Source organism: Bradyrhizobium sp. CSA112 (genome assembly GCF_029051645.1).
Classification (GTDB): Bacteria; Pseudomonadota; Alphaproteobacteria; order Rhizobiales; family Xanthobacteraceae; genus Bradyrhizobium.
This window is the reverse complement of sequence record NZ_JAACFS010000001.1, coordinates 748,810-767,149: the sequence shown is the minus strand read 5'-3', so window position 1 is coordinate 767,149 and position 18,340 is coordinate 748,810. Positions and strand designations below refer to the sequence as shown.

The window sequence follows — 18,340 nt, the reverse complement described above, 5'->3', positions numbered from 1 at the left end:
GCCGTCGACCAGCCGTTATAAATCGAGAAGCCGCGGCGTATGGGTCCCGGCGTTCGCCGGGACGACGTGGAGAGGTCGTCGACTCTAATTCACCTTCACCCGCGCCTTCTTCGCGGTCGGCTTCGTCGCCTCGGCGCGACCCAGCGCCGCCTCGCGGCCGGAAGCTAGAATTTCGTCGGACAGTTCACCGCTGCCCGCCACGCGTGACATCACGAGCGTGCCCATCATCGTCGCCAGCGTGCCCATCGCCTGCCTGCGCGCTGTCTTCCGTGGCACATCCGGAATCTGGTCGGCCATCACGTCGATCAACTGCTCCAGCTTGGCGGCAAAGGCCTTGTGGGTCTTGGCGCTTTCCCGGGCAATTTCGGCGCCGAGTGCAGTAACCGCGCAGCCGCGGCCGGGATCGTCGCGATGCACCGTTGAGACGTAGGAATCGACGATCGTCGACAGCCGCTTCTCCGGTGGCGTTTCATCGGCGAGTTTGCGCCAGTGCTCGATCGAGCGGTCCATCGCGTAGGCAAAGGCCTCGATCACCAGCGCCTCACGGGAATCGAAATGCGCGTAGAAGCCGCCATGGGTCAGGCCCGCCTCTTTCATCAGGTCGGCGACGCCGATGCCATGCGCGCCCTTTTCGCGAAGCCGCACCGAGGCCTTCTTGATGATCCGCGCGTGGGTCTCCTGCTTGTGCTCTTTCGAATAACGCATGAGGCATCCCATTAAATGTCTGCAGTCATATAATAGCAATTGTATGCAGAAAAAGCTGCATCTATTTCGCTTTTTCAGCGCCGATCATCGTGAACGTTGGGGTCGCGTGCACTGCAAGATTGCCCGTGCCATCGCGAACGAAGCCTTCGGTCTGGCGGCCGCCGCCTCCCCTTGACAACCCGGCGCAATGTCCTGGAAGTGACGCCAACCGCCAGAACAAGTTCCGGGAAAAAAAGAATGGAAATGCTCAATCCTCATTGCGGCATCGAGCGTGACGACCGAGGCGTGGTCCGCCTCTCGATCTGCAACGCAGGCTCGCTCAACATCCTCTCTTCCGCCGTCACCAACGGGGTTCGCGAAGGGTTCGAGAAGCTCGCCGGCGACAAGGACATTCGCGCGGTGATCCTGGCCGGACAGAGCGAAAAGAGCATGATCGGCGGCGCCGACATCAAGGAGATGGCGAAGCTCGACCAGAAGTCCGCAGAAGCCTTCATCACGCGGCTGCGCGACCTCTGCGAGGCCGTGCGCAACTTTCCCGCGCCGGTGATCGCGCGGCTACCCGGCTGGTGCCTCGGCGGTGGCCTTGAAGTCGCCGCCGCCTGCGATTTCCGGATTGCGGCCCATGATGCCAAATTCGGCATGCCGGAGGTACGCGTCGGCATCCCCTCGGTAATCCACGCCGCATTGCTGCCGCGGCTGATCGGCTGGGGCCGCGCCCGCTGGCTTGTCATGACAGCGGAAAACATCGACGCGCCGACCGCGCTCGCCTGGGGCCTGGTCGACGTGGTTGCGAAGCAAGGCGGACTCGATGCTGCAGTCGAGCATACGGTGAAGGCGCTGCTCGAATGCAGCCCCGAAGCGCTGCGCGCACAGAAGGCGCTGCTGCGGCAGTGGGAGGAACTGCCGCTAACCGAATCCGTCAACTTAAGCGTCGGCGTATTCGGGCAGTCTTTCCTGACCGGCGAGCCGCAGCGGATGATGCAGGGATTTCTCGACCGCAAGAAATAGACGGAGGGACGCATGAGACCTGCCGGCAAGGGGCCGCTGGAGTCGCTCTACTTTGACTATCCCCGCTTTGCGGCACGGCGCGTCCCCGAGCTTGACGGCCTCGTGACACGGCATCCCGTCCTGATTGTGGGCGCCGGCCCGATCGGCATGACCGCAGCACTTGTGCTGGCGCGCTACGGTATCCGCAGCGTGCTGATCGATCGCAAGGACACGTTTAATGACGGCAGCCGCGCGATCTGCATCGCGCGGCCGAGCATGCATATTCTGGAGCGGATCGGCGCGGTCGCGCCGTTTGTCGAAAGGGCGCTCGGCTGGCGTTTCGGCCGCAGCTACTACCGCGGCGAGCAGATTTTCCGGCTGGAGATGCCGCAGCCGCCGGGCGAAAAATATCTACCGATGTACAATCTGCAGCAGCAATACATCGAAAAATTTCTGCACGACGCGGTCGCGGTCAGCGACCTCATCGACATGCGCTGGCAGAGCGAGCTATCGAGCCTCGAGCGTCACAACAATGGCGTATCGGTTCGGATTTCATCGCCGGAGGGCGATTATCGGCTCGATGCCGACTATGTGCTGGCAGCCGACGGAGCGCGCTCACCGGTCAGATCGATGCTCGGCTTGCGGCTGAAGGGGGATAATTACGAAGGCCGCTACGTGATCGCGGATATCCGGATGGATCACGACTTTCCGACCGAGCGCCGCGCTTTTTTCGAACCAAGCGGCAATCCGGGCGGGACGGTGCTGATCCACAAGCAGCCGGACAGTATCTGGCGCGTGGATTATCAGCTCCGCGAAGGCGAGAGCGAGCAAGAGGCTCTGCGGGAGGAAAACATCCGTGCCCGTGTCAGCGCGATCCTTACCGATATCGGACATGCAAAGCCGTGGGAGCTGGAATGGTGGAGCATCTATTCCGCCAACACCTTGTGCCTCGATGACTACCGGCATGGCCGCGTCTTCTTTATCGGCGACGCCGCACACATCGTGCCGATCTTCGGCGTGCGCGGGCTGAATAATGGCCTCGCGGATGCCGAAAATATCGGCTGGAAGCTGGCGCTTGTGCTCCACGGCGAGGCGGACGCGCGGCTGCTCGACAGCTATTCGCCGGAGCGGCGCGGCGCCACGCTGGATGTCTTCGCCAACGCCACCAAGAGCACGCGCTTCATGACACCGCCCACCCGCGGCTGGCGATTGGCGCGCGAGGCGGCGCTGTCGCTCAGCCTCCGGCACGAATTTCCGCGTGGGCTCGCCAATCCGCGTCAGATGCAGCCTTATACCTATTCGGAAAGCCGGCTTACTCCCTATGCCGACCGCGACGCCGAATTTGCCGGCGGCCCGATTTGCGGTAGCGCCGCGCCGAACGCCAAGCTCGCCGACGGAAGCCACCTGCTGGACCACGCCGGCAACGGCATGACGGCCATCCTGTTCTGCGAAGAACAGCCTACCGCCGAACAGGCGGCGCTGCTTGCGCAGCTCGGCCGGATCGACAAGCGTTTCGTTTCGCTTGTCGTGGGGTCATTGGTTTCAGCTCCCATTGCCGATCATGACGGCGAAATCGCCCGCCTGTTCGTGGCAAGACCCGGCTCGCTCTATCTGCTGCGGCCCGACCTGCACATCGCCGGGCGATGGAAGGCCGTCATTCCCGACGAGATACTGGAAACCACGAAGATTTGCCTGGGAAGCGAAACGCCATGAGCGCCATGCCGTTCGAGGATTTTGAGACCGCCTATGAGACGCTGGCGATGGCGATCGACCAGGCGGGACCTGCGCGCGAAGCGCTGTTCCTGACTCGGCTCGCGCTCGTGCTCGGCCATGAGCTCGGCGATATCGCCGCCTTCAAAAAGGCCATCGAGACCGCCCTCGACGGACTGGAATAGTCGGCTGGTTCGCGGCCTGCGATCGATCAATTTCTCTCATGCGAATGGTGAGATTTTTGATTGGATTGCGTGGTTGCGATTTCTGCCGTGTATAATATTATATCCATAATGCAATCTCCGACTTGCGTGCCCTGGCGTCACTATGTCCTGAAACGAGGGAAGTACGACATTCAAGTCTGACGGTCGTAACATCAGAATGCGCAAAGCCAACCTAAAAGAACCTTCCCCACCGGAATTCGCCGAGGCCCAATGATCTCGAACTGGCTGTCAGCCGCCCTCGCCCGCCGCAACATTCATTACGGCTGGGCGATGGTCGCCGTGACCTTTCTCACCGCCCTGATCTCCGCCGGCACGGTCGGCGCGCCCGGCGTTTTCATCGTGCCCTTGCAGAAGGAATTCGGCTGGACCACCGCAGAGATTTCCTCGGCGCTGTCGATCCGCTTCATTCTGTTCGGGCTGATGGCGCCGTTCGCCGCCGCGTTGATGAACCGCTACGGCCTGCGCAACGTGACGCTATTGGCGCTGCTGATCGTCGTATCCGGCCTCGTCGCGTCGCTGGCGATGACAGAGGTCTGGCAGCTCATGCTGCTGTGGGGCGTGGTGATCGGGATCGGCACCGGCATGACGGCGCTGGTGTTGGGCGCAACGATCGCCGCGCGCTGGTTCGTGGCACGGCGCGGCCTCGTGGTCGGCATACTCACCGCGAGCGTCGCCACCGGGCAACTCGTCTTTCTGCCGCTGTTGGCAAGCCTGACCGATACCTATGGCTGGCGGCTCGCGCTGGCGCTGGTGTGCGTCATGCTGGGTGTCGCAGCCTTTGCCGTGCTGATGGTCATGCGTGACCGGCCGAGCGACCTCCGCCTGCGGCCGTTTGGCGACGAAGGCACCGAGCCGCTGCCCGCGCCTCCCCCCAACAACACGCCGATCATGGCGGCCGCGCTCGGCACCCTGCGCGATGCTTCGAAGTCGGGCGTGTTCTGGATCCTGTTCGCCACCTTCTTCATCTGCGGCGCCAGCACCAATGGCCTGGTGCAGGTCCACCTGATTCCGATGTGCCTCGATTTCGGGATTCCGCAGGTGCAGGCGGCAAGCCTGCTTGCGGCGATGGGGATTTTCGATTTCGTCGGCACCATCGCCTCCGGCTGGCTGTCCGACCGCTATGACAACCGCTGGCTCCTGTTCTGGTACTACGGGCTGCGCGGACTATCGCTTCTGTTTCTGCCTTTCTCCAACTTCACGCTCTACGGCCTTTCGCTGTTTGCGATGTTCTACGGTCTCGACTGGATCGCGACCGTGCCGCCAACCGTGCGGCTCACCGCGCAACGGTTCGGTCCCGAACGCGCCAACCTCGTGTTCGGCTGGATTTTTGCCGGCCATCAATTGGGTGCAGGCGTCGCAGCCTTCGGCGCCGGCCTGTCGCGGACGGTGCTGCAGACCTATCTGCCGGCGTTCTTCGTCGCCGGCGCACTCTGCGTGGTGGCGGCGCTGATCGTGCTGGCGATCTCGCGGCCGAAGCCGGTGGCGGCGTGAGAGAACACGTCATTCCGGGATGGTGCGTTAGCACCAGACCCGGAATCTCGAGATTCTCAGGTGCGCAATTGCGCACCATAGTTCGATGCTGCGCATCGCCCCGGAATGACATCCCATCACGGCCGCGTCGACATATTCGTCGGCGGACCTACGTTCCGAATCGGCTCCGCCAATCGCGCGAATTCGCACAGTAGCGAACGCGTCTTGCGGGGATCGATCACCTCCTCGACCCAGAATTTCTCCGCGGAGCGGAACGGCGAGCGCAGCTTGTTGAGGCGCTCCTCGATTTCTTTCAGCTTCGCGGCCGGATCATCTGAAGCGTCGATGTCGGCGCGGTAGGCAGCCTCGATGCCGCCTTCGAGCGGCAGCGAGCCCCAATAGGCCGACGGCCAGGCATAGCGCATCGAATAACGGTTGGCCGGCTGGTGCACGACTCCGGCCACGCCGAACGCGTTGCGCACGATGATGGTGCACCAGGGGACCGTGGACTGGTTGACTGCCGCCATTGCGCGTACGCCGTGGCGGATGGTCGCTGATTTTTCGGCCTCGAGCCCGATCATAAAGCCGGGGCAATCCATCAGATACACGACAGGCAAATGGAAGGTTTCGGCGAAATCGACCCAGCGCACCACCTTCTGGCACGCTTCAGCCGTCCACGACCCGCCATAGTGGAAGGGATCGCTCGCCAATAGCAGCACCGCGCGGCCTTCGAGCCGGGCAAGCCCGGTAATGATCGGGCGGCCGAAATTGGCGTTGACCTCGAAGAACGAGCCTTTATCGACGACGGCGTCGATGATCGGGCGCATCTTGTAGACTTGCCGGCGATTGCGCGGCACCGCCTTCAACAGCGATTCTTCTGCGCGCTCCGGATCGTCGCTGCAGGGCGTGGTCGGCGGCAGGTCATATACCGATGACGGCAGATAGGACAGAAAACGCCTGGCGCGCTCGAACGCCTCCTCCTCGGTACCGACGGCGTCATCGACACCGCCGGCGCGGGTCTGGATCTCCGCGCCGCCAAGCTCCGTTTTCGTCAGGTCCTGGCCAAGGCGCTTCACGACCGGCGGGCCCGCGACGAACATCGCGGAATTCCTGGTCATGACCGAATAATGGCTGGCGGCCAGCCGCGCGGCGCCAAGGCCCGCGACCGAACCGAGCCCGAGCGCGACCACGGGCACGCGCGCCATGTTCGCGGTCGTAAACCAGTACCAGCGCGTGCCGCCGACGCCGCCGGGCAGATTGGCCGCGCCACGGGTTTCGATCGTCTTAACCGAACCGCCGCCGCCCGAACCTTCGATCACGCGAATGATCGGCAGGCGAAAATCGTGCGCCATCTCCTCGGCCATCAGCGGCTTGGCGGAAATCGAGGCGTCGGCCGAACCGCCGCGCACGGTGAAATCGTCGCCGACCACCACCACGGTGCGGCCATCGATCCTGCCGCGGCCGAACACGCAGTTGGCAGGCGTCAGGTGCTTGAGCTCGCTGTTTTCGTCGTATTCGGCGATGCCGGAAATCGCGCCGATCTCGTGGAAGGAATTCTTGTCGATCAGTCTGTCGATGCGCTCACGAACCGTGAGCCGGCCCTGGTCATGCTGGCGCTTGACCTTGTCAACGCCTCCCATCTCGCGCACGAACGCTTCGCGCCGAGCGAGCTCGTCGAGCTCCGGCTTCCAGTTCATTCGTATCCTCCGTCTTGATGATCTTGTTGTTATTATGGGTCGGCACCGGAAGCGGCTTTCGTTCGATGCGGCTCGCGAAGATGTCACCCTCGGCGCCTTCAAGCAGGCCGCCGAGCGCTACGCCGAGTTCGAGCATCTGCGGCGCTACTTCCTCGTGCAGCCGCTTCTCATCAAACATCGCGGAGAGCAGGCCGATCGTCGCAACCACGAAGGTTTGGTATTGCGGCGACCAGATCGGCACCGCGCAACCGTTGATATGCGGGCTCCAGGTGCCGCAGCCGACGACGTAGCCGTGTTCGCGCAGGTGGCGGCGGTTGTCCTCGATGCGCGACTTCAACAGCGCCGCATCTCCCGGGATCTCACGCTCCATTTCGGCGATCAGGGCGTCACCGACGTCGGTGTCGAGCGCTGCGGTGTAGGCAAAGCCGGCCGCGGTGCTGGTCATCGAGATGCGGCTGCCGGTGCCTTCATGCAGGCCGAGCGCGTTCGCCGCACGCGCGAATTCGAGATAAACTAGATGATAGCGGTCGGGAATCACGAAGCCGACGGTGCCCGGTAATTGGTCGGCGACATCCTGCAGCCGCAGCCGGATCAGGTTGCGAAGCTGCAACCCCTTCATCATCGAGGTGCTCATCGCCACCGCGCTCGGGCCGATGCGGTATTTCTGATCGCGCGGCAGATAGACGAGCTGGCCCATCCGCGTCAGCGTGTGGGTGAGCCGCGATACCGTCGACCGCGGCAGGCCGCAGCGACTGGAAATTTCCAGATTGCCTAGCCTGGCTTCATGACCCTCGAAGCAGCGCAAGACGTCGAACGCCCGCGACACCACCTGGATCACATCACCCTCGCCGGCCAGATCGCTGGCGAGCATTCCCTGTTTGCTTAGCCGTTCCGAGCGTCTTCCCATGTTTATGGCTCCATTCCGCCCTGCGGAATAAAATTCCACTTGCAGAACAAACTACCTCAGGCAATCTGCGGCCACAACAAAAAGCCGTTCACCAGGACAACCAGTCCGTCAGACGGTCCTTGGGGAGAACGGAAATGCCAGAGATCAAGATTGTCACCGACGTCGCCGGCCGCGTGTGCGCGCTTCCCGTCACAACTGGCGGAGATGTCGACGATGGCGACGAGATCGCCTTCGTCGAAGCCATGAAGATGGAAATTCCGGTCATGTCGACGACGGCGGGAAAAATCAAAGCCATCCTGGTCAAACTCGACGATGTCATCGCCGAAGGACAGGTCGTCGCGATCATCGAAGCTTAACCGGATCACGGCATAGATTAGCTCGCGGCGAAATTCCGCGACAATCTGTCCAGCTCTGGTGTTGGTGTATACCCAACGTTGCCATCGCAAGCAGCCGATGACATGATCAACGAGAAAATTTCGCATAGCGAAACAATCTGAGGGGAAAAATAATGATTCATCGGATGAAGGCGTTCGCGTCAATCGCCTTGGCAGGCGTCGCATTGCTGACCTCGCCGGCTGCATACGCCGAGGACGTCAAGCTGCCGCCGACCATGACGTTCACCGCCTACGACACCGGCACCGCCGGATTCAACATCGCGGTCGCCGTCGGCAAAGTGATGAAAGACAAATACGGCACCGACGTTCGCGTGCTGCCCGCCGGCAACGACGTGGCGCGGCTGGCGCCGCTGCGCGCCAAGCGCGCGTCCATGTCGGCGATGGGCTCCGGCACCTATTTCGCCCAGGAAGGCGTGTTCGAATTCGGTTCCAAGGAGTGGGGTCCTCAACCCCTGCAACTCGTTCTGTCGACGGTCGACTGCAACGCCGCCACGCTCGGTGTCGCCAAGGATACCGGCGTAACCGAAATCAAGCAGCTCAAAGGCAAGCGCGTCGGCTTCGTCGTCGGTTCGCCGGCGCTGAACCAGAACGCACTCGCCATCCTGGCTTTCGGCGATCTCAAGCAGAGCGACGTCAAGGCCGTCGAGTTCTCAAGCTATGGCGCGATGTGGAAGGGCATGATTAACAACGACGTCGATGCGGCCTTCGCCACCACCATCACTGGCCCGGCGAAGGAACTCGAGACCTCGCCGCGCGGCATCATCTGGCCGCCGCTACCCCACAACGACAAGGCCGGCTGGGAGCGCGTGAAGAAGGTCGGCTCGTTCTTCTTCCCCCATATGGCGACCTGCGGCGCCGGCATCTCCAAGGACAAGCCGATCGAGCTTGGCAACTACCCCTACCCGATCTTCATGGTCTATGGATCGCTGCCCGTCGACGAGGTCTATTCCATCACCAAGGCGATGATCACGGGCTATGACGCCTACAAGGATGCCGCTCCGGGAGCCGCTGGCCTCGGGGCCGACCGGCAGACCAAGAACTGGGTGGTTCCGGTGCATCCGGGCGCCGCGAAGGCATTGAAGGAAGCCGGCCAGTGGACCGACGCGCAGGAAGCCCATAACAAGGAATTGCTGAAGCGCCAGCAAGTGCTGGCGGCAGCATGGGCCGGTTATAGCAAGGCCAACCCGCCTTCGGATGACAAGGCGTTTCTCGACGGCTGGATGAAGGCACGCGCAGCAGCGCTGGCAAAGGCCAACATGCCGAACGGCTTCGAGTGACACTGCCTCTTCCGACCTCGGTAGAAGGCGAATACCATCTTTGGGGGAAGTGATGTCACCTTCTGCGAGTGATAGCGTAGTCGCGCCGGCAAAGCGGATCGAGTTCGACGATCCGCATGCTGGCGCGGGCAATATGCAGGAGGCCGAGGTCACGCGCGTACGGACCTTGCGCGGCGCGTGGCGCTGGGCGCTCGTGGTTGCCACCGCGGCAACCATCCTCCTGTGCATCAACCAGCAATTCTCGTTGCGCTTCTTCCTCGGCTATACCCAGCTCAACACCGAATATTTCTATCTGCTCATCGCGCTGATGCTGCCGTTCACGTTCCTGATCTTTCCAGGGACCGAGACCTCGCCGCTCGATCGCATTCCCTGGTATGACATAGTTCTTTTCATCGCCACCTTCGGCTGCGCCGTCATGCTGATGCTCAGCGTCCGCAAGGCCGCTGAAGCCGGCTGGGAATTCGGTGGCGCGCCAACCAACGTCATCGTGGCCGGCGTCGTCATGTGGGCGGTGCTGATGGAAGCGCTGCGGCGCACCGGCGGCTGGAGCCTGCTGCTCAGCGTGCTACCGTTTACGCTCTACCCCCTGTTCGCCGACGCGAAGTGGTTGGGGCCGTTTCGCGGCACCGAATCGACGCTTGAGCAGGCGACGGCTTATCACGTCCTGTCGGGCGAAAGCCTGCTCGGCATTCCGATCCAGGCCTTCGCCGATACCGTGATCGGCTTTCTCGTCTTCGGCACCGCGCTGATGATGACGGGCGCAGGAAAATTCTTCATCAACATCGCCTTTGCGCTGTGCGGTACCTTCCGCGGTGGCGCCGCAAAGGTCTGCATCTTTGCCTCCGGCCTGCTCGGCATGATGTCGGGGTCGATCATCTCCAACGTGCTGACCGCCGGCACCATGACCATTCCCGTCATGAAGAAGAGCGGTTTTCGTGCTTCCTATGCCGCCGCGATCGAGGCCTGCGCATCGACCGGCGCGGTGCTGGCGCCGCCGGTGATGGGCGCGACCGCGTTCGTGATCGCGCAGTTCCTCAACGTCAGTTACGCGGAAGTCGCCGTTGCCGCGGTTATTCCGGCCACGCTCTATTACATTGGCCTGTTCATGCAGGTCGATTCTTACGCCGCCCGCCACGGGCTGAAAGGCATTCCACGCGCCGAGCTGCCGAAAGTCTGGGATACGGTCAAAGCCGGCTGGTACTACATCTTCGTGATCGCGCTACTGATCGTGATGCTGCTGCATTTCAAGCGCGAGAGCCACGCGCCGTTCTACGCGACCGCGCTGCTGCTGGTGCTCAACCAGCTCTTCTCCAAGGACACGCGCTGGACGCTCGGGACCATCAACAAGTTCCTCGAGGTCAACGGCCGCACCTTCGTCGAACTGGTCGGCATCCTCGCCGGCTGCGGCCTCCTGATCGGCGCGTTCTCGATGACTGGCGTGGTTTCCAGTCTCGCCAACGACCTGCTGCGGCTCGCCGGCGACAATGCGTTGCTGCTGCTTGTGATGTGTGCTTTTACCAGCCTCATTCTCGGGCTCGGACTGACGACGACGGCCTGCTACATCTTCCTCGCCATCCTGGTGGCGCCCGCGCTGGAGAAGCTCGGCCTCAACCGTATGGCCGTGCACATGTTCATCTTCTACTGGGGCATGCTGTCGTCGATCACGCCGCCGGTCGCCATCGCCTCCTTTGCCGCAGCCGGCATCGCCGGCTCACCGGCGATGAAGACCGGCTGGGAATCGATGTGGGTCGGCAGCATCATTTACTTCATTCCGTTCTTCTTCGTGCTGAACCCGGCGCTGGTGCTGCAGGGACCAAGCCCGTATCTGGAAGGAATCGGACTAATGGCGCTGGCGGGCTTCGGCACGCTGTTCATCTGCGGTGGTATTCAGGGCTACCAGGTCTTTGTCGGCGACCTCCGGGGCACCGGCACGCTGGAATGGCCGTTGCGCGTATTACTCGTCATCGGCGGGTTCGTGGTGGCCACGCCCGGCGGAGGGATCATGCCGCTGTCGCAGATGCAGGTGACAATGCTCGGTCTCGCCATTCTCGTACCCACCACACTGCTCGCGCTGGTGCTGATCCGGCGTCAGGCCCCGGCAGCGAACCAGTTGCACGCACCCTGATTGCGTTGCACAAGAGGAGGCGATGAAACAATCGCCTCCTCCGTTCACTACCGGTCCCGCAGCCTGGATCGGTTCGAAGCCGCCCTTGCTGCGGTTCCTGAACACCTGTCACGCAGAATTCGCGCCCGAGACCAGCGGCGCGGTCGCCGATTACATCCCCGAGCTCGGCAAGGCCGACCCTGACCATTTCGGCATCAGCCTCGCCACGCTCGACGGCCATGTCTACGAGGTCGGCGACACCCAGATCCCCTTCACCATCCAATCGATGTCAAAACCCTTCGTCTTCGCGCTGGCGCTCGATACGTTGGGTGCAGAACGGGTCGAGAGTGTCATCGGCGTCGAGCCGTCAGGCGATCCCTTCAACTCGATCCGCCTCAACGCCGAGAACCATCCCTTCAACCCCATGGTCAATGCCGGCGCGATCGCCTGCTCCGGCCTGATCCATGAGGCGAAGGGCGACGCCGCGTTCGAATATATCCGGCAGGCGCTGGGCCGGTTTGCCGGACGCGACCTCGACGTCGACGATGCCGTCTACGCCTCCGAAAGCACCACCGGCGACCGCAACCGGGCAATCGGTTATCTCCTGCGCACCAATGCCGTGATCAGGGATAACGTGGCTGCCGTGCTGGAGGTGTATTTCCGGCAATGCGCCATCCTGGTGACGGCGCGCGACATCGCGGTAATGGCGGCCACCCTCGCCAATCGCGGCATCAATCCAGTGACCGGCGAACAGGTGATGAGCGCCTACGCCATCTCGCGCACGCTTTCAGTGATGACGAGTTCCGGCATGTACGACTACGCTGGCGAATGGATCTACCGGATCGGGATCCCCGCCAAAAGCGGCGTCGGCGGCGGCATCCTCGCCGCGCTCCCGGCCCGGCTCGGGCTCGGCAGCTATTCGCCAAGACTCGACAAGCACGGCAACAGCGTGCGCGGCATCAAGGTCTGCGAGGCGCTGTCGGCGCATTACGACCTGCATATGCTCAACCGCAGCGACGACGCCCGCAACAGCATCATCGCCGACTACAATATCGGCAACAGCCCGTCGCGGCGGGTGAGGCGCGCGCAGGAACAGAGCATCCTCGCCGCCCACCACCAGGACGTCCGCGTGATCGAGCTGGTGGGGACGCTGTCGTTTTCCAACGTCGATTACGTCTCGCGCCAGCTCGCAGCCAAGCCGCGTCCGCAACTCGTAATTTTCGACCTGCGCCGCGTCACCGCCATGACCCGGGCCGGCGCCCGTCTCCTCGCCGAGGAATTCCGCGAGTTGGCCGCGCACCACGTCACCGTGATTCTGTCCGGTATCAGGCGGTCGTCGCCGGACTGGAAGATGATCGCGGATTGGACGGAAGGCCTCACCAACATCCGCAACTACTATTTGCTCGACGCCGCGATCGAATGGGCGGAAGACCAGGTGGTGTACCGCTACGGCGGCGCGATCGACTTCTTCGAGGCGACCGACCTCTCCGAGCAGTCGCTGCTGGCGGGACTAACGGACGAGGAATTGACCGATCTGGCCTCACTCGCCGCCATCAAGAGCTACCAAGCGAGCGAAAAGATCATCGCCACCGGCGAACCAGCCACTTCGCTGTTCTTTCTCAGGAGCGGCGTAGTGCACGTCACCCTGCCCGATGGGATCAGGCTGGCGACGCTGACCGCGGGAATGCCGTTCGGCGAGATGGCGCTGCTGGAGCCGCGCCGCTCCGCCGACGTCTTCGCCGACATGGCCGCGACCGCCTACGAAATCCCGCTCCGCGATTTCGAGCGTTTTCGAAAGCAGCATCCGCGTGCCGGCGAGCGGATCATGCGCAACCTCGCGCAATTGCTGGCCGATCGCCTGATCCTCGCCAACGCCAAGCTGAATCTGTTGACGTCAGGCTAGATTGAATTTGGGCGAGGTCACGGGCCGCATGGTTCGAGACGCACGGCGCTGCCGTGCTCCTCACCATGAGGGTCTTAGATCTCATCCTGCGACCACTCTCAGACCTCATCCTGAGGAGCATCGCGAAGCGATGCGTCTCGAAGGATGAAGCCACCGACGGCGGCTACCCCGCCTTGCCCCGCCCGTTCTTCTCAGCGGCACGCCGCAGGGCTTCGGCGAGCGCGCCGCCTTGCTCCTGCGCCTTGCGCGGCGCGGATGACGTCATCGATGCCTTGGAATACTCGGGCATCTTGCTTTCCGACAACTTCGGGCCCTTGGCGCCGACTTCGTCGTCGAGCCGCAGCGTCAGTGCGATGCGCTTGCGGGCGACTTCGACCTCCAGCACCTTGACCTTGACGATGTCGCCTGGCTTCACCACCTCGCGCGGGTCCTTGATGAAGGTCTTTGACATCGCCGAGATGTGCACCAGGCCGTCCTGATGCACGCCGATATCGACGAAGGCGCCGAACGCCGCGACATTGGTGACCGTGCCTTCCAGGATCATGCCGCGCTTGAGGTCCTTGATCTCCTCGACGCCTTCCTTGAACACCGCGGCCTTGAACGCCGGGCGCGGGTCGCGGCCGGGCTTTTCCAGCTCGCGCAGGATGTCGGTCACCGTCGGCAGCCCAAACGTTTCGTCGACAAAGGCCTGTGGCTTCAACTGGCGCACGACATCGGCGTTGCCGATCAGCGCCTTGATGTCGCTCTTGGTCGCGGCGAGAATTCGCCGCACCACCGGATAGGCTTCGGGGTGCACGCCGGACGAATCGAGCGGGTCTTCACCGCCGTTGATGCGCAGGAATCCGGCGCACTGCTCGAATGCCTTTGGCCCCAGCCGCGGCACTTCCTTTAGCGCCTTGCGCGACTTGAACGGCCCGTTGGCGTCGCGATGCTGCACGATGCTCTGCGCAAGTCCCGCGCCGATGCCTGACACCCGCGCCAGCAGCGGCGCGGACGCTGTGTTGGCATCGACGCCGACGGCGTTGACGCAGTCTTCGACCACGGCATCGAGCGAGCGCGCCAGCTTGGTTTCGCCGAGATCGTGCTGATACTGCCCGACACCGATCGCCTTCGGATCGATCTTGACGAGTTCGGCAAGCGGGTCCTGCAGGCGCCGCGCAATCGAGACCGCGCCGCGCAAGGTGACGTCGAGCTCCGGCAATTCCTCGGACGCAAAGGCCGAGGCGGAGTAGACCGATGCGCCGGCCTCCGACACCACGATCTTGGACATTTTCAGATCCGGCAGCAGCTTGACGAGCTCCGTTGCGAGCTTGTCGGTCTCGCGCGAGGCAGTGCCGTTGCCGATTGCAATGAGATCGACGCGGTGCGCGACCGCGAGCTTGCCCAGCGTCGCCAGCGCCGCATCCCATTGCCTTTGTGGCTCGTGCGGATAGACCGCGGTGGTCGCCACCACTTTGCCGGTGGCGTCGACGACGGCGACCTTGACGCCGGAGCGATAGCCGGGGTCGAGCCCCATGGTCACGCGCGCGCCGGCCGGCGCCGCAAGCAGCAGGTCGCGCAAATTCGAGGCGAACACCCGCACGCCCTCGGTCTCCGCCGCCGTCCACAGCCGCATCCGCAGGTCGATATTGAGATGCACCTGGATCTTGGTGCGCCACGCCCAGCGCGCGGTTTCGATCAGCCAGCGGTCGCCCGGGCGGCCCTGATCGGAAATGAGAAAGCGCTGCATGATCTTCAATTCATATGCGCTCGGCACATTGGCGACCGGGACTTGCGCATCGGGCAATATCTGCAGCTCGAGGATTTCTTCCTTCTCGCCCCGAAACAACGCGAGAATGCGGTGCGACGGCAGCTTGTGGAGGGCGCCGTTGTAGTCGAAATAATCCTTGAACTTCTCGCCTTCGATCTTCTTGCCCTTGCGCACGGTCGAAACCATCACCCCGTTCGACCACATTTCCTCGCGCAGCTTCCCGATCAGGTCGGCGTCTTCGGCGAATCGCTCCACCAGAATCGCCCGCGCGCCCTCGAGCGCGGCGGCGACGTCTGCCACCTGCTTCTCGGCATCGACGAAGCCGGCGGCGACGACCTGCGGATCGTTCTGCGGCTGCGTCAGCAACAGCTCTGACAGCGGTTCGAGGCCGGCTTCCCTGGCAATCTCGGCCTTGGTGCGGCGCTTCGGCTTGAACGGCAAATAGATGTCTTCCAGGCGCCCCTTGCTGTCGGCCGCCATGATCGCCGCTTCCAGCGCGGCGTCGAGCTTGCCCTGCTCGCGGACCGAATTGAGGATCGCCGTCCGGCGCTCTTCGAGCTCGCGCAGATAGGTCAGGCGCTCTTCCAGGTTGCGCAGTTGGGTGTCGTCGAGCCCGCCGGTGATTTCCTTGCGGTAGCGCGCCACGAACGGGACGGTAGCGCCGCCGTCCAGCAGTTCGACCGTCGCTGCGATCTGCTCTTCGCGAACGCCAAGTTCTTGCGCAATCTGTCGATTGATATTTGCCACGCGACCTCTTTCCAAAGCCGTTTGCGGCGGGCGGATCCACCGCGGGGACGCAGCTTATGGACCATCTCGGATTGATTTGCCAACCCGCCATACGAAACAAATTGATCTGTGGATGGCCCCACCCGGCAACTTAATTCGGACCAAAGACCGGCCGGATCAGACGTCGAGATAAGGGTGGATCGATGGCGTTGCAGTGTGTAAACGGACGCTCCTTCCCCCGGAGCAGCCATGTCGATCTGCGGCCTTGATTTTGGAACGTCGAACACGACGCTCGGCACCATCGAGCGTGCAGCGCCCGTTCTGGCGACGCTGGAGGCGGCGCAGACCGCGATTCCGAGCGCAATCTTCTATGAGGCGGATAGCGGCGTCCGGATCGGCCGCAGGGCCGTGGAAGCCTATGTCGAGGGCGTTCCGGGCCGCCTGCTGCGCAGCCTCAAATCGGTGCTCGGAACCTCCCTGATCGACGAAACCACGCGGCTCGGACGCGCGCGGGTCAGCTTTCGCGATGTGATCGCCTATTACCTCGGCGCGGTCAAACGCCGCGCAGAACAGGCAACCGGCCGCCAACTGCGCAACGTCGTCCATGGCCGTCCCGTACACTTCGTCGACAACGCACCGGACGCCGACCGCAAGGCGGAAGAGACCCTGCGAACGATTGCACAAGGCATCGGATTCGAGGACGTTACGTTCCAGTTCGAGCCGATCGCGGCGGCGCTCGACTATGAGCGACAGATCGCATCCGAGGAAGTAGCACTAATCGCCGATATCGGCGGCGGCACGTCCGACTTTTCGATCGTGCGTCTGGGGCCCCAGCGCCACGGCAAGCCCGATCGCGCAGCGGATATTCTTGCCAATGACGGCGTGCGCGTCGGCGGCACCGATTTCGACCGTCAGCTCAGCCTCGGCGTGGTCATGCCGCTGTTCGGCTTCGGCAGCGCCATGAAGCGGCCGGGGCTTGACGTGCCGTCGAGCTACTTCCACGACCTCGCGACCTGGTCCAACATCAACCGCATGTATGAACCGCGGGTGCTTGCCGATATCCGCCAGGTGCGGCAGGAGGCTGCCGAGCCGGAACTTCTCGACCGGCTGATGCGCGTGGTTCACGAACAGCGCGGCCACACGCTGGCCATGGAAGTCGAAGATGCCAAGATCGCGTTGTCCGAGCAGCGCCGGTCGGAAATCCCGCTGGAATGGGTTGCCCCGGGACTCAGCGCGGCCATCGGCCGGCCCGATCTCGTCAGTCACACAAAGCAGTTGGCGGATCGCATATCGGCGCGCATCAAGAACTGTCTCGTTCAGGCGGGATTAACTGCTGACGATATCGACTCGGTCTTCCTGACCGGCGGCTCGGTGAAACTCGCGCACGTGCACACGGCGATCACCAAAGCCGTGCCGTCGGCCCGCATCGTCGAAGGTGACATCTTCGGCGCCGTCGGCAAAGGATTGACGCTGGAGGCGCTGCGACGGTACGGGCCTTCGAGCTGAGAACGAACACGGTCAGCCGACCACTTCCGTCACCGGCTGCAAGTCGATGGCAAAGGTTTCCAGAAACTTCGACGTCATGATGTAGAATCCGACCGAGAGCTGCAGCTCGACGAGCGCGGCCGGAGTCAGTTTGGCGGCAATGGCGTTGAAGGTCGCGTCCGTTGGTTTGTGACGCTTGACGATTTCATCGGTGAAGGCGAGCGCGGCGCGCTGCACTTCGTCAAAGCATGTCGCAGATTCCCAATTCTCCAGCGCCTCGTTCTGCTCGTCGGTGACGCCGACGTTCTTGCCGATCCGCTTGTGGGCGATGATTTCGTAGGGCGCCTCGCACAGGATGCCGGTGCGGGTGATGGCGAGCTCCCGCACGATCGGGTCCAGCTCGCCCTTGTGCCTGATGGCCCCGCCGAGCCGGCAGTATTGTTCGAGATAGCTCGGCGAATGCGCCATCATGCGGAAGATGTTCGCATTGCGGTTTTTGCCCAGCAATTCGCGGGTGCGCTCATTGTGCTTGGCGGGATCGCTATAGTCGACGCGGGCCATTCATCACCCTGGGGGTTTGGGATTTTCTGATTTGTTGACAGAGAGATCATGCACTGCAGCAGGGAGCCGATCAACCGCCGAAACGAGGCTCAAGCCTGCGCCCAGGCCGTTCGACCCGCTCCAAAAAACTCCCTCTCTCGTGCACAAACCGGCTGCGAGCGAGCCAAATTGCCGCCTCAATGCTGGTCGATTCTCAGGACTGTCGATATTCGCTGAGTGGGGACTCAAAAGAGCGAATACTCGTCGCGGGGTGTTCCGAGTAAAACCAAACTGAGCTCATCAGGCCTTCACGGGCAAGGATGACTCATGCCCAAGTCTAGGGAGTTAGGCATGAAGGAAGCCACCAGGAAGGCGGCCTCGGAAGCGCTTGCGCAGATGCTGGCGGTAACAGCGATGCTCGTCATCGCCAGCGTTGTGTTCTACTGGCACTGAATGTTGA

At 63.0% G+C, this 18,340-nt stretch carries 14 protein-coding genes and 1 pseudogene; 9 read left to right on the top strand and 6 right to left on the bottom strand.

Annotated elements, in window-relative coordinates; genetic code table 11:
• Positions 1-84 precede the first annotated feature (84 nt).
• Both GWE18_RS03775 and GWE18_RS03770 read right to left on the bottom strand, forming a co-directional pair.
• Complete coding sequence (locus GWE18_RS03775) at positions 85-705, bottom strand: TetR/AcrR family transcriptional regulator (RefSeq protein ID WP_275184432.1); 621 nt, start codon at positions 703-705, stop codon at positions 85-87.
• A 61-nt stretch (positions 706-766) separates the two neighbouring features.
• Positions 767-856, bottom strand: a pseudogene (locus GWE18_RS03770) (PaaI family thioesterase); the annotation flags it as partial.
• An 86-nt stretch (positions 857-942) separates the two neighbouring features.
• On the opposite strand from GWE18_RS03770, the gene GWE18_RS03765 reads away from it, so the two are divergent.
• The 4 genes from GWE18_RS03765 to GWE18_RS03750 all read left to right on the top strand — a co-directional run bounded on the left by GWE18_RS03765 (position 943) and on the right by GWE18_RS03750 (position 5,117).
• Positions 943-1,713, top strand: a complete 771-nt coding sequence (locus GWE18_RS03765; protein ID WP_275184431.1) for an enoyl-CoA hydratase — start codon at positions 943-945, stop codon at positions 1,711-1,713.
• A 12-nt stretch (positions 1,714-1,725) separates the two neighbouring features.
• Positions 1,726-3,405, top strand: a complete 1,680-nt coding sequence (locus tag GWE18_RS03760; protein WP_275184430.1) for an FAD-dependent monooxygenase — start codon at positions 1,726-1,728, stop codon at positions 3,403-3,405.
• On the top strand, positions 3,402-3,587 hold the full coding sequence (locus GWE18_RS03755) for a hypothetical protein (protein WP_275184429.1): 186 nt from the start codon (positions 3,402-3,404) through the stop codon (positions 3,585-3,587). The genes GWE18_RS03760 and GWE18_RS03755 overlap by 4 nt, the downstream gene beginning before the upstream one ends.
• Positions 3,588-3,836: 249 nt before the next feature.
• On the top strand, positions 3,837-5,117 hold the full coding sequence (locus tag GWE18_RS03750; RefSeq protein WP_275184428.1) for an MFS transporter: 1,281 nt from the start codon (positions 3,837-3,839) through the stop codon (positions 5,115-5,117).
• Between the two features lie 116 nt (positions 5,118-5,233).
• On the opposite strand, the gene GWE18_RS03745 is transcribed toward GWE18_RS03750, so the two are convergent.
• On the bottom strand, positions 5,234-6,793 hold the full coding sequence (locus tag GWE18_RS03745) for a carboxyl transferase domain-containing protein (RefSeq protein ID WP_275184427.1): 1,560 nt from the start codon (positions 6,791-6,793) through the stop codon (positions 5,234-5,236).
• Positions 6,723-7,700: an IclR family transcriptional regulator gene (locus tag GWE18_RS03740; protein WP_275184426.1), complete on the bottom strand. Its 978-nt coding sequence runs from the start codon at positions 7,698-7,700 to the stop codon at positions 6,723-6,725. Before GWE18_RS03740 ends, GWE18_RS03745 begins: the two co-directional genes overlap by 71 nt.
• Positions 7,701-7,834: 134 nt before the next feature.
• Here GWE18_RS03740 and GWE18_RS03735 point away from each other — a divergent pair, with 134 nt between their 5' ends.
• The 4 genes from GWE18_RS03735 to glsA all read left to right on the top strand — a co-directional run bounded on the left by GWE18_RS03735 (position 7,835) and on the right by glsA (position 13,379).
• Positions 7,835-8,056 (top strand): acetyl-CoA carboxylase biotin carboxyl carrier protein subunit, encoded by a 222-nt coding sequence (locus tag GWE18_RS03735; protein WP_057855250.1) that lies wholly within the window; start codon positions 7,835-7,837, stop codon positions 8,054-8,056.
• 152 nt (positions 8,057-8,208) lie between these two features.
• Entirely contained in the window at positions 8,209-9,372 is a 1,164-nt protein-coding gene (locus GWE18_RS03730; RefSeq protein WP_275184425.1) for a TAXI family TRAP transporter solute-binding subunit, read from the top strand.
• 52 nt (positions 9,373-9,424) lie between these two features.
• Positions 9,425-11,497: a TRAP transporter permease gene (locus GWE18_RS03725; protein ID WP_275184424.1), complete on the top strand. Its 2,073-nt coding sequence runs from the start codon at positions 9,425-9,427 to the stop codon at positions 11,495-11,497.
• Positions 11,498-11,519: 22 nt separating this feature from the next.
• Positions 11,520-13,379 (top strand): glutaminase A, encoded by a 1,860-nt coding sequence (glsA, locus tag GWE18_RS03720; RefSeq protein WP_275184423.1) that lies wholly within the window; start codon positions 11,520-11,522, stop codon positions 13,377-13,379.
• Positions 13,380-13,542: 163 nt separating this feature from the next.
• Here the strand turns inward: glsA and GWE18_RS03715 are convergent, their stop codons facing one another.
• The gene (locus GWE18_RS03715; RefSeq protein WP_275184422.1) at positions 13,543-15,876 is read right to left on the bottom strand and encodes a Tex family protein; all 2,334 of its coding nucleotides are present in this window, start codon (positions 15,874-15,876) and stop codon (positions 13,543-13,545) included.
• Positions 15,877-16,104: 228 nt separating this feature from the next.
• On the opposite strand from GWE18_RS03715, the gene GWE18_RS03710 reads away from it, so the two are divergent.
• Positions 16,105-17,361, top strand: coding sequence for an Hsp70 family protein (locus GWE18_RS03710; RefSeq protein WP_275184421.1), 1,257 nt, complete (start codon positions 16,105-16,107; stop codon positions 17,359-17,361).
• Between the two features lie 12 nt (positions 17,362-17,373).
• On the opposite strand, the gene GWE18_RS03705 is transcribed toward GWE18_RS03710, so the two are convergent.
• Positions 17,374-17,901 carry a carboxymuconolactone decarboxylase family protein gene (locus GWE18_RS03705; RefSeq protein ID WP_275184420.1) on the bottom strand — a complete coding sequence of 176 codons (528 nt, stop codon included), beginning with the start codon at positions 17,899-17,901 and terminating at the stop codon, positions 17,374-17,376.
• Positions 17,902-18,340: the final 439 nt, after the last annotated feature.